This is a genomic window from Pseudoalteromonas sp. CO109Y (assembly GCF_004208935.1).
GTDB classification, from domain to species: domain Bacteria; phylum Pseudomonadota; class Gammaproteobacteria; order Enterobacterales; family Alteromonadaceae; genus Pseudoalteromonas; species Pseudoalteromonas shioyasakiensis.
In genome coordinates this window covers 59,514-72,172 of record NZ_SGPD01000011.1, presented here as the reverse complement: position 1 = coordinate 72,172, position 12,659 = coordinate 59,514, and the positions used below count along the sequence as shown (strand labels likewise).

Below are 12,659 nucleotides of genomic sequence, written 5' to 3'. Positions count from 1 at the left end.
TTAGGTGTCTTTATTAGCAACAAGCTTTTTATTGTTTTTTTCAGGCGCTAATTTTTTCTTTAAGCGATAATTTTGCCACTTTAACTGAGAAAACAGTGTAAAGCTTATAAAACAACCAATTGCGACACCTAAAATAAAGCAGATACTTATTACAACAGCTAGGGGCAAAGTATTACTGGCGATTAAATAATTGATTTGCACCAATTGTGGATTCTGTGAACCAAGTACAAACGCAATAAATAAACACAGCGCAATTAATACAATTTTTAATACCCTAAACAAGTAACTACTCCTGTATAAAACTAGGCAATACTCGCATTTACGCGGTCACGTAATTCTTTACCTGGTTTAAAATGTGGTACGTGCTTACCGTCTAACTCAACTGTTTCGCCAGTCTTTGGATTACGACCTGTGCGAGGAGAACGATAATGCAATGAGAAACTTCCAAAGCCACGGATCTCGATGCGATCTGAGCTAGATAATGAGCCGGCCATTTGTTCAAGAATTTCTTTAACGGCATTTTCAACATCTTTCACAGGGATGTGTGCGTGTTGCTCGGCAAGTTGTTCTATCAATTCTGACTTAGTCATAGCGTTTCCTTAAAGAGTGGTAAAGGAAGGGCAAAACTGCCCTTCCAATTTTAAAAGACTAGATATTAGTCTTTTTGAGCATTTTTGAATGCTGCAGCCATAGCGTTTTCGAACGCTGGCTCTTCTTTCTTAAGCTTCTCTAGTACTTCTTTCTCTTCTGCTTCGAAAAGAGCTTTAACAGATAAGCTTAAAGTGCGGTTCTTACGATCAACACCAACGTATTTCGCTTCGATTTCGTCGCCTGCAGAAACTACAGTAGTAGCATCTTCAACACGCTCTTGAGCGATATCAGCTACACGGATGTAACCTTCAACGCCTTCGATTAGCTCAACAGTTGCGCCTTTCGCATCAACTTCAGTCACTTTACCTTTAACAATAGCACCTTTTTTGTTTGCGTCCAGGTAGTTATTGAATGGGTCAGCTTCGATTTGTTTAACGCCTAGAGAGATACGCTCACGCTCTGGGTCAACTTGTAATACGATAGCAGTGATTTCGTCGCCTTTCTTGAATTCACGTACAGCTTCTTCGCCTGGCGTGTTCCAAGAAATGTCTGAAAGGTGAACAAGACCGTCAATACCGCCTTCAAGACCGATGAAGATACCGAAGTCAGTGATTGATTTGATCTTACCAGTAACTTGGTCGCCTTTGTTTTGTAGACGAGCAAATTCTTGCCATGGGTTAGCAATACATTGCTTAAGACCAAGAGAAATACGACGACGCTCTTCGTCGATTTCAAGAACCATAACTTCAACAGTGTCACCTAGTGAAACAACTTTTGAAGGGTGGATGTTCTTGTTAGTCCAATCCATTTCAGAAACGTGTACTAGACCTTCTACGCCTTCTTCGATTTCAACGAAACAACCGTAGTCAGTAAGGTTAGTTACACGACCAGAAAGCTTAGAACCTTCTGGGTAACGACCAGCGATAGCTGCCCATGGATCTTCGCCAAGCTGTTTAAGGCCTAGAGATACACGAGTCTTTTCTTTGTCGAATTTAAGAACTTTAACTGCGATTTCGTCGCCAACATTAACGATTTCTGAAGGGTGCTTAACACGCTTCCACGCCATGTCTGTGATGTGTAGTAGACCGTCAACACCACCAAGGTCAACGAACGCACCGTAGTCAGTAAGGTTCTTAACGATACCTTTAACTTCTTGACCTTCAACAAGGTTAGCAAGAAGTTCTTCACGCTCTTGTGAGTTCTCTGATTCGATAACTGCACGGCGAGAAACAACAACGTTGTTACGTTTTTGGTCAAGCTTGATTACTTTGAACTCAAGCTCTTTACCTTCAAGGTGAGTTGTGTCACGTACTGGACGAACATCAACAAGTGAACCAGGTAGGAAGGCACGGATTGAATCAACTTCAACAGTGAAACCGCCTTTAACTTTACCGTTGATAACACCAGTAACAGTCTCTTGCTCTTCACATGCTTTTTCTAAGCGGATCCACGCTTCGTGACGCTTCGCTTTCTCACGAGAAAGGATAGTTTCACCGAAACCGTCTTCGATTGCGTCTAAAGCAACATCTACTTCGTCGCCAACAGCAACTTCTAGTTCACCAGCAGCATTTTTGAATTGCTCAGCAGGGATTGCACTTTCAGATTTAAGACCAGCATCAACAAGTACGATGTTGTTCTCGATTGAGATAACAGTACCTTTAACGATAGAGCCTTGCTCTGCTTCAAAACCCTTAAGGCTTTCTTCAAATAACTGCGCAAAATTTTCTGACATTATACGTCTCTAAATAATTAAATAACCAATTAGCAACCATGCTGCATGGGGTTGTTAAAATAGCACTAGCTTCCTGCCGGTACCTTAATAAATTACTTTTAAGCTTTTGGAAGCTTTCCTGCAAGTACTGCTTCGTCGAGTAAAGTTACTACTTTATCAAACACTTGCATTGCATTAAGCTCGCTAGTATCAAGCTCAATGGCGTCTTCTGCAGGAACAAGCGGCGCAACTTCACGCGTCATATCACGGTGATCGCGAGCTTTTATGTCCTCAAGTAGACCACTTAGTGTAACATCAAGACCGCGTTCGTTCAACTCAGCAAAGCGACGACGAGCGCGCTCTTCAGCTGATGCGGTTAAATAAATCTTCAATGGTGCATCTGGGAACACAACTGTGCCCATGTCACGACCATCGGCAATTAAGCCGCTCTCAGTACGAAACGCACGTTGACGACGTAATAATGCTTCTCTCACCCGTGGTAATGCAGCAATTTTTGATGCCGCAGCACCCACTTCTTCGTTACGAATTGTGGTTGTGACGTCTTCGCCTTCCAAGACAATTTTAGAAGTATGCGTTTGGCTATCGACCAAAAACTGTACATCTAAGTTTGCAGCTAGCGGAACTAGTGCATCTTCATTATCTAGTTCAATTTGATGATGAAGCGCTGCAAGTGACAGCACACGGTAAATCGCTCCACTGTCTAATACATCCCAACCTAATTTCTCGGCTAACAAGCGACAAACAGTTCCTTTACCTGAACCACTTGGGCCATCGATGGTGATTACGGGCATTGATAACGCCTGCATTTATAACCTCCTGCAATGCACACCAAAATAAAACCGCGATATTATACGCCAGTTCTAGAAATAGATCCGCATTTAGAATGTAACTTTTTATATTTTCTTCTGTTTTATTGACTTGAAACAGACTCTAGTACTTTGAAAAACGTTGGAAAAGTTTTGTATGTACACTTAGGATCGTTAATGGTTATCGGCTTTCCGCCAACGGCAACCATTGCAAAACACATGGCAATACGGTGATCGTTATAGGTATCAATCGCTACATCGTTAAATGTTTCTGGTGGTGTAATTTCGATGAAATCTTCACCTTCAACCACTTCTGCACCAACTTTACGAAGCTCAGTCGCCATGGCATATAAGCGATCTGTTTCTTTTACACGCCAGTTATAGATATTACGAATAGCTGTTTTACCTTTAGCAAAAAGCGCAACAGTGGCTAGTGTCATTGCCGCATCAGGGATTGCATTGGCATCAATATCGACCGCGTTTAGTTCGCCTTTACGAACCACCAGCTTTTCATCATACCAATCGATTTTGGCGCCTACTTGCTCCATAACTTTGGCAAAACCAATATCACCTTGAACAGATGCCGCACCTACCCCGTTAATTTCAATTTCGCCACCTGCTATTGCAGCCGCCGCAACAAAATAAGAGGCGCTTGATGCATCACCTTCAACCATAATGCGCTCAAGTGCTTGATACTGCTGACAGCCTTCAACGTAAAATGTTTCGTAATTGTCATGGCTTACTGTAACGCCAAAACGCTTCATTACATCTAGGGTAATATCAATGTATGGCTTTGATACCAGCGTGCCTTTAATGGTGATTTCTGTATCGCCATTAAATAATGGCGCTGCCATTAGTAACGCTGTTAAGAACTGGCTAGAAATGCTGCCATCAATTTCAACTTTACCACCGTTGATTTTGCCGCCTTTTATGGCCAGTGGTGGGTAATCTTTATGCTTAAGGTATTCAACATCACCACCCAGAGCTTGCAGTGCATCAACCAAATGGCCGATTGGACGCTCTTCCATACGAGGCTCGCCCACCAGCTGGTACTCGCCATCTACAGCAGCTAAAACCGCTGTCAGTGGACGATAAGCTGTACCGGCATTACCTAAAAATAAAGGCTCGCTTGGGGTTTTAAATTTACCTGCAACACCCTCTACGGTGGCCACTGTTTTATCTTCATTAAGCGATACATTTACGCCTAAAAGATTTAATGCACCTAGCATGTGACGAATATCATCACTATCTAGTAGGTTTTCAACAACCGTTGTGCCCTCAGCAAGAGCAGCTAGTAACAAGATACGGTTTGATAAGCTTTTTGAGCCAGGTAGTGTCACACTACCATTTACCTTTGTAATCGGTTCAAGACGAAGCTGTTCCATAATTAGCTGTTCTCCTTGGCGAATTTTTCCATAAAATTAACCAAGGCTTGAACACCTTCAAGTGGCATCGCATTATAAATGCTTGCGCGCATACCACCGACAATACGGTGACCTTCAAGGGCTAATAAGCCAGCTTCTTTTGACTCACTAATGAATTTATCATTCAGAGATTCGTCGTTTAGCCAAAACGGTACGTTCATACGCGAACGGCAATGCTTAGCAACTTTGTTGCTGTAAAAATCTGAGCTATCAATGTAGTTGTAAAGAAGTTCTGCTTTTGCGATGTTTTGTTCTTCCATCGCTTTAACGCCGCCGTTTGCTTCAAGCCATTCAAATACTTCAGCAGCTAAGTACCACGCGAATGTCGGTGGTGTGTTATACATGCTGCCTTGTTTTGCTTCTAAGGCGTAATCAAGAATACCTGGCTTTGCAAGACCTTCACGCTCAAGAAGCGTTTTGCGAACAATAACAATCGATAAACCAGATGGGCCAATATTCTTTTGTGCGCCAGCGTAAATAAGATCAAACTGATTTACGTCAAACTCGCGCGATAAAATAGTCGATGACATATCAGCCACAATCGGTGCTGATGGGTGTGATGGTACGTCAAAAATTTCTATGCCATCTACGGTTTCATTCGGACAATAGTGAATGTAAGACGCATCAGCAGGTAATTCCCAACTGCTTGCTGGTTTTATAGAGAACTGGCCATTTTGCTGCTCATCATCACGTACATTGATGCTTTCAACTGCTGTGAATTTTGCCGCTTCTGAAGTAGCCCCTTTAGACCATACACCGTTTTCACAGTACACAGCTGGCTTATCATCAAGGTGAAGGTTCAGTGGTACAGCACTGAATTGACCACGGCCACCGCCGTGCATAAATAACACTTCAAACTCATCGCTAATATTCATTAAACGACGCAGGCTTGCTTCACATTTAGTGGTAAGCGCTAAAAAGTCGCTGCTGCGATGGCTAATTTCCATCACAGAGACACCTAAACCTTGCCAATCTATAAATTCTTTTTGTGCTTTTTGCATAACTGCCGGCGGTAGCATTGCCGGTCCTGCACAAAAATTATACTTAGTCATTACTTTGCCTCATTCCAGTAATTATAGTGCGGATAAAAAAAGCGGCCGAAGCCGCTTTTTAAATCAATGTTATTCTGAAGGTGGGTTATCACCCGTTTCTTCAGTATTGGTATCGACTACTTCAACGGCCTCGCCTTCGATGGCTTCAAGCTCATCAACTTCGATTTCTTCGATACGTTGTAAACCAACTACTTGCTCTTCGTCAATAGTTCGTATCAAAATAACGCCTTGAGTGTTACGACCAACCGTAGAAACCTCGTTTACACGGGTACGTACTAAGGTACCGCGATTCGAGATAATCATGATTTCGTCGTTATCGTCAACTTGTACTGCACCAACCACAGCGCCATTACGCTCGCTTACTTTGATTGATACAACACCTTGTGTTGCACGGCTTTTCGATGGGTAATCTTCAAGTGCTGTACGCTTACCGTAACCGTTTTCTGTCACAGTTAGGATTGCACTATCTGACTTAGGTACGATTAACGACACAACGCGTTGGTCGTCAGCCATCTTAATACCACGAACACCTGTTGCTGTACGACCCATTGGACGTACACCTTTGAAGCGGATTTCTGGGTTACCGTTTTCGTCTAGAACTGGGTTACCATTTTCATCAACAACTTCTGTCTCTTCTGCTTCTTTAAAGCGAACAACTTTACCAGCATCAGTGAATAGCATGATTTCATTCGTGCCATCAGTGATATCAACACCAATTAGGCTATCGCCTTCATTTAGGTTAACTGCGATGATACCGCTCGCACGTTGACGGCTGTATGCTGTGAGTGGTGTTTTCTTAACCGTACCAAACGCTGTTGCCATGAAGATGTATTTATCTTCTTCGTACTCACGTACTGGTAAGATAGCAGTAATACGTTCATCAGCTTCAAGAGGTAATAAGTTAACAATTGGCTTACCACGCGCTGCACGGCTTGCTAATGGTAACTGATATACTTTCAACCAGTATAAGCGACCTGCTGTTGAGAAACATAAGATTGTATCGTGCGTGTTAGCAACTAATAGACGTTCGATGAAGTCTTCATCTTTCATCTTCGTTGCTGATTTACCTTTACCACCACGACGCTGTGCTTCGTAGTCAGATAATGGTTGATACTTAACGTAACCTTCATGAGAAAGCGTTACAACAACGTCTTCTTCATTGATTAGGTCTTCAAGGCTAATATCGTGAGCAGCTGCACTGATTTCAGTACGACGTTCGTCACCATATTGCTCTTTAATTTCTACTAGCTCGTCGCGGATAACTTCCATTAGACGCTCTGGGCTTGAAAGAATATGTAAAAGCTCAGCAATTAGATCAAGTAAGTTTTGGTACTCGTCTAAGATCTTCTCATGCTCAAGACCTGTTAGTTTGTGTAAACGTAGGTCTAGGATTGCTTGTGCTTGTTGCTCAGATAAATAGTACTGACCGTCACGGATACCTAAATCAGCCGCTAACCAATCAGGACGTGCTACGTTATCTTCACCTGCTTTTTCAAGCATTGCTTTAACAGTGCCTAGTTCCCAAGGACGTGCTGTTAGTGCAGCTTTTGCTTCTGCTGGTGTTGGTGACTTACGAATAAGTTCGATAATTGGGTCGATATTCGCAAGGGCAATCGCTAAGCCTTCAAGCGTATGAGCACGGTCACGGGCTTTACGTAAATCAAATACGGTACGACGTGTAACAACTTCACGGCGGTGTACGATAAACGCTTCAAGCATTTCTTTTAAGTTGAAACACTTAGGTTGGTTGTTATCAAGTGCAACCATGTTCATACCAAACACAGTTTGTAACTGAGTTTGTGCATATAGGTTGTTTAAGATTACTTCACCAACATCACCACGTTTGATTTCGATAACGATACGCATACCGTCTTTATCTGATTCGTCACGTAGTGCGCTAATACCTTCAATCTTCTTATCTTTAACAAGCTCTGCAATCTTTTCAATAAGGCGAGCTTTGTTAACTTGATAAGGGATTTCGTGAACGATGATTGTTTCACGACCGGTTTTTTCGTCAACTTCGATTTCAGCGCGAGCACGGATATATACTTTACCACGGCCGGTTAAGTACGCTTGCTCAATGCCTTTTTTACCATTGATAATCGCCGCAGTCGGGAAATCTGGACCTGGGATATATTCAATAAGGTCAGCAATTGACATATCAGGGTTTTGAATAAGCGCTAAACAACCATTGATAACTTCTGTTAAGTTATGAGGTGGAATGTTTGTCGCCATACCAACCGCGATACCTGAAGAACCATTTACTAATAAGTTAGGTACTTTAGTAGGTAATACGTCAGGAATTTGCTCAGTACCGTCGTAGTTAGGTACGTAATCAACCGTTTCTTTTTCTAAATCAGCTAATAATTCATGTGACATTTTCGCCATACGGACTTCCGTATAACGCATTGCTGCCGCAGAGTCACCGTCAACAGAACCAAAGTTACCTTGGCCATCAACAAGCATGTAGCGTAATGAGAAAGGCTGCGCCATACGAACGATAGTGTCATATACCGCGCTGTCGCCATGTGGGTGGTACTTACCGATTACATCACCAACAACACGTGCTGATTTCTTGTAAGGTTTATTCCAATCATTATTGAGTTCGTTCATTGCAAACAGAACGCGGCGGTGAACTGGCTTTAAGCCGTCACGTACGTCTGGCAATGCACGTCCTACGATTACACTCATTGCGTAATCAAGGTAGGAGTTTTTTAATTCATCTTCAATATTGACTGGCAGAATTTCATTGGCGAGATCAGTCATTTGATTTCACATTCCTTCAGTATTGACTCATTAAGAGGCAAACCGCCGTCTTAAGAGCTTTAGTTATTATTTCCAGACCATGCTATCACAATTTATTTAGATTTACAGGCGCTAAATCTTTGCGATTTATTAATTTCCCCCTATATAATGGCCTCAGATTAACGAGGAAGTTTTTTATGACCGAGCATCAAAATGTAGATAATGCAGAAATTGCAAAGTTTGAAGCCATCGCAGAACGTTGGTGGGACCGCGACGGAGAGTTCAAACCCCTTCATGAAATAAATCCTCTACGTTTGGATTTTGTCGCTGATAAAGTAGGCGGCCTATTTGATAAGGAAACCTTAGATGTTGGCTGTGGTGGCGGCATCTTAAGTGAAAGTATGGCGCGTATGGGCGCTAAAGTAACCGGCATCGATATGGGTCAAGAGCCACTTACCGTTGCTAAGTTACATAGTTTAGAAACAGGCGTACCTGTTGATTATATAAAAGTACCTGCAGAGCAATTTGCTGCTGAGCACCCTGCTCGCTTTGATGTAGTGACTTGTATGGAAATGCTTGAGCATGTTCCTGACCCTGCTTCTATTATTCGTGCTGTCGCTGAGCTTGCTAAACCGGGCGCCGATGTATTCTTTTCAACATTAAATAAAACACCAAAAGCTTATTTGTTTGCTATTGTCGGTGCTGAAAAGCTTTTGAAAATGGTACCTGAAGGTACACATGATCATAAAAAGTTTATCAAACCTGCACAGCTTATTGCATGGGCAGAAGAAGCGGGATTAAAAGTACGCGCCAGTACCGGCCTTCACTATAACCCGTTTTCTAAGCAGTACAGCTTAAATGATGATGTAAGTGTTAATTACATCCTGCACTTTGAGAAACTAGCCTGATGAGTGGTGTGCAAGCACCCTCTATCGATTTTGATGCGTTTATCTTTGATTTAGATGGCACACTACTCGATACCGCGGATGACTTAGGTGGTGCATTAAACCGAGTGTTAGCAGATGCCAATGTGGCGCCTGTTGCTGAGCATGTTTATCGCCCTGCAGCTTCTAACGGTGCAAATGCATTATTAGAAGTGGGCTTTGGTGATAAATGGCCTGAACTTGAACAACTCGCCTTGCGTCAGCAGCTTCTTGACTACTACGCCGAAGATATTGCTGTGCACAGTAAATGTTTCAATGGCATAGAACAGCTTTTAATTGCACTTGAGCAAAACAATATTAAGTGGGGCATTATGACTAATAAGCCCGGCTTTTTAACTGAGCCCTTAGTGCAAGCTATTCCCTCTTTGCGTGATGCAAAGGCGGTTGTGAGTGGCGATACATTAGCAGTGTCAAAACCATCACCGGATCCACTATTACACACCGCTGAGATCTTAGACGTTGATCCGAGCCGTTGTTTGTATATCGGTGATGCTGAACGTGATATTCAAGCTGCAAAAGCGGCCAATATGTACAGCGCAACAGCGTTATGGGGTTATATACCCAGTGTAGATGCCGCACTTGGCTGGCAAGCGGATTTCAATTGGCAAACGCCGATTGATGGTTTTAACCATATATAGTGTTATTTGATAACTGAAACACCATATATTGTGATTTGATTTACTTTTGAGCATTCATTGATGATAAAAAAATCAGTCAAAATTTATTTTTAAAAACGGTAAATTTTCTGGATCTTTTGTTGATTTCTACAAATTTCGTCGTCTATGAATGTTCAAAGGTTAATGGTCACTAACACAATGCGTTTATCCAATAGTTATCCACAAAATGGGGCAATTCTATCCCTTGCAAAACAGCGCAGACCACACTATCTTGTGATCTGCAATTTAAACAACACCAGATATTGTGGCTAAATGTTATTCAATTAGATCACCCTGGCGTTTAATAATAATAATTACATAAAGAATACCTTTGTCTTTACAACTATAATTTCCCAAGGAATACAGGCAAAACTATGAACCAACAGCTATCTGTAAGCAAACGTGACGGCCGTAAAGAGTCACTTGATCTAGATAAGATCCATCGCGTGATCGCTTGGGCCGCAGAAGGTCTAGAGAATGTGTCTGTCTCACAAGTTGAATTAAAATCACATATTCAATTTTACGACGGCATTCGTACCGATGACATTCATGAAACAATCATCAAAGCTGCAGCTGATCAGATCTCTAAAGATACGCCTGATTACCAATACCTAGCTGCTCGCTTAGCTGTATTCCATTTACGTAAAAAAGCGTACGGTCAATTTGAGCCACCACGCTTATACGATCACATCACGAAATTAGTTGAAGACAAGCGTTATGATCAACATCTACTTGTTGATTATACCGAGCAAGAAATTGACGAGTTAGATGCTTACATCGATCACAACCGTGACTTAAACTTCAGCTACGCTGCTGTAAAGCAACTTGAAGGTAAGTATTTAGTTCAAAACCGTGTTACTGGTGAAATCTACGAAAGTGCACAGTTTTTATATATCTTAGTTGCTGCAAGCTTATTCTCTGATTATCCAAAAGAGACACGCCTTGATTACATCAAGCGTTTTTATGATGCAGTATCTACATTCAAAATTTCATTACCTACACCTATCATGGCTGGTGTACGTACCCCTACACGTCAGTTCAGCTCATGTGTACTTATTGAATGTGGTGATAGCCTAGATTCTATTAATGCAACATCGTCTGCGATTGTTAAATACGTTTCACAACGTGCAGGTATTGGTATTAATGCCGGTCGCATCCGTGCGCTTGGTAGCCCTATTCGTAACGGCGAAGCGTACCACACAGGTTGTATTCCGTTTTATAAGCACTTCCAAACAGCAGTTAAGAGCTGTTCACAAGGTGGTGTTCGTGGCGGCGCAGCAACGTTGTTCTACCCACTTTGGCACTTAGAAGTTGAAAACCTACTTGTTCTTAAGAACAACCGTGGTGTTGATGATAACCGTGTACGTCACCTTGACTACGGTGTGCAGTTCAACAAATTAATGTATAGCCGTTTAATCAAAGACGATTACATCACATTATTTAGCCCTTCAGATGTACCAGGTCTATACGATGCGTTCTTTGAAGATCAAGCAAAGTTTGATGAGCTATATATCAAATACGAACAAGACGAGTCAATTCGTAAAAAACGTATTAAGGCGATTGAGTTATTCTCAATGTTTGCACAAGAGCGTGCGAGCACAGGTCGTATCTACTTACAAAACGTTGACCACTGTAATACGCACAGCCCGTTCATCTCGACTGTGGCACCTATTCGTCAATCTAACTTATGTTTAGAAATTGCATTACCAACTAAGCCACTTAGCAATGTAATGGATGAAGAAGGTGAAATTGCACTTTGTACGCTGTCGGCGTTTAACTTAGGTGCAATTGAATCACTTGATGAATTAGAAGAGCTTGCTGAACTTGCAGTACGTGCCCTTGATAACTTACTTGATTTCCAAGACTACCCTGTTCCTGCGGCTAAAAACGCGACCATGGGTCGTCGTACGCTAGGTATTGGTGTTATTAACTACGCGTACTACTTAGCGAAAAATGGTAAGCGTTACTCAGATGGCAGCGCAAATGCCCTAACTCACAAAACATTTGAAGCAATTCAATATTACCTAATGAAAGCGTCAAATGAGTTAGCGAAAGAACGTGGTGCGTGTCCTAAATTTAACGAGACAACGTATTCTCAAGGCATTATGCCAACAGATACTTACAAACGTGACCTAGATCAGTTCTGTGATGAGCCTCTTCACTTAGATTGGGATTCATTACGCGAAAGCATTAAAGAGCACGGTATGCGTAACTCAACGCTATCTGCCCTTATGCCTTCAGAGACATCATCGCAAATCTCTAACGCAACAAATGGTATTGAGCCACCACGTGGTCATATCAGCGTTAAAGCAAGTAAAGATGGTATCTTAAAGCAAGTAGTGCCAGATTATGAAAATCTGAAAGATAACTACGAGCTACTGTGGGATATTCCTTCAAACGATGGTTACCTACAACTGGTTGGTATTATGCAAAAATTCGTTGACCAAACGATCTCTGCAAACACTAACTATGATCCATCTAAGTACGAAGGCGGTAAAGTACCTATGAAGGTGCTATTAAAAGACCTACTGACTGCGTACAAACTTGGTGTTAAAACCCTGTACTATCACAACACACGTGATGGTGCATCAGACTCTCAAGATGAGTTAACACCAGAGGTAGAAGATGACGGTTGTGCAGGCGGCGCTTGTAAAATCTAATTAAATTAATAACATAACAAAAGCGGGCTCATTAGCCCGCTTTGTCCTG

General features: G+C 42.0%; 10 protein-coding genes. 3 read left to right on the top strand and 7 right to left on the bottom strand.

Annotated features, from left to right (window positions below; genetic code table 11):
• The 7 genes from EXT43_RS03115 to gyrA all read right to left on the bottom strand — a co-directional run bounded on the left by EXT43_RS03115 (nucleotide 1) and on the right by gyrA (nucleotide 8,371).
• Nucleotides 1–282 (bottom strand): LapA family protein, encoded by a 282-nt coding sequence (locus EXT43_RS03115; RefSeq protein WP_054551349.1) that lies wholly within the window; start codon nucleotides 280–282, stop codon nucleotides 1–3.
• Nucleotides 283–302: 20 nt separating this feature from the next.
• Nucleotides 303–590, bottom strand: coding sequence for an integration host factor subunit beta (gene ihfB, locus EXT43_RS03110; protein ID WP_036968575.1), 288 nt, complete (start codon nucleotides 588–590; stop codon nucleotides 303–305).
• A gap of 65 nt (nucleotides 591–655) precedes the next feature.
• On the bottom strand, nucleotides 656–2,323 hold the full coding sequence (rpsA, locus tag EXT43_RS03105; RefSeq protein WP_054551350.1) for a 30S ribosomal protein S1: 1,668 nt from the start codon (nucleotides 2,321–2,323) through the stop codon (nucleotides 656–658).
• A gap of 98 nt (nucleotides 2,324–2,421) precedes the next feature.
• Nucleotides 2,422–3,129 carry a (d)CMP kinase gene (cmk, locus tag EXT43_RS03100; RefSeq protein ID WP_058585079.1) on the bottom strand — a complete coding sequence of 236 codons (708 nt, stop codon included), beginning with the start codon at nucleotides 3,127–3,129 and terminating at the stop codon, nucleotides 2,422–2,424.
• Nucleotides 3,130–3,233: 104 nt separating this feature from the next.
• Nucleotides 3,234–4,514 carry a 3-phosphoshikimate 1-carboxyvinyltransferase gene (gene aroA, locus EXT43_RS03095; RefSeq protein WP_062564455.1) on the bottom strand — a complete coding sequence of 427 codons (1,281 nt, stop codon included), beginning with the start codon at nucleotides 4,512–4,514 and terminating at the stop codon, nucleotides 3,234–3,236.
• A gap of 2 nt (nucleotides 4,515–4,516) precedes the next feature.
• Nucleotides 4,517–5,605, bottom strand: coding sequence for a 3-phosphoserine/phosphohydroxythreonine transaminase (serC, locus tag EXT43_RS03090; protein ID WP_058585081.1), 1,089 nt, complete (start codon nucleotides 5,603–5,605; stop codon nucleotides 4,517–4,519).
• A gap of 69 nt (nucleotides 5,606–5,674) precedes the next feature.
• The gene (gene gyrA / locus EXT43_RS03085) at nucleotides 5,675–8,371 is read right to left on the bottom strand and encodes a DNA topoisomerase (ATP-hydrolyzing) subunit A (protein WP_130166319.1); all 2,697 of its coding nucleotides are present in this window, start codon (nucleotides 8,369–8,371) and stop codon (nucleotides 5,675–5,677) included.
• 176 nt (nucleotides 8,372–8,547) lie between these two features.
• Between gyrA and ubiG the strand changes: the two genes are divergently transcribed.
• From ubiG to nrdA, 3 genes are all read left to right on the top strand, one after another.
• Entirely contained in the window at nucleotides 8,548–9,258 is a 711-nt protein-coding gene (gene ubiG, locus EXT43_RS03080; protein WP_058585083.1) for a bifunctional 2-polyprenyl-6-hydroxyphenol methylase/3-demethylubiquinol 3-O-methyltransferase UbiG, read from the top strand.
• Nucleotides 9,258–9,932, top strand: coding sequence for an HAD-IA family hydrolase (locus tag EXT43_RS03075; RefSeq protein ID WP_063528553.1), 675 nt, complete (start codon nucleotides 9,258–9,260; stop codon nucleotides 9,930–9,932). The genes ubiG and EXT43_RS03075 overlap by 1 nt, the downstream gene beginning before the upstream one ends.
• Nucleotides 9,933–10,324: 392 nt before the next feature.
• Nucleotides 10,325–12,610, top strand: coding sequence for a class 1a ribonucleoside-diphosphate reductase subunit alpha (gene nrdA, locus EXT43_RS03070; protein ID WP_054551357.1), 2,286 nt, complete (start codon nucleotides 10,325–10,327; stop codon nucleotides 12,608–12,610).
• Nucleotides 12,611–12,659: the final 49 nt, after the last annotated feature.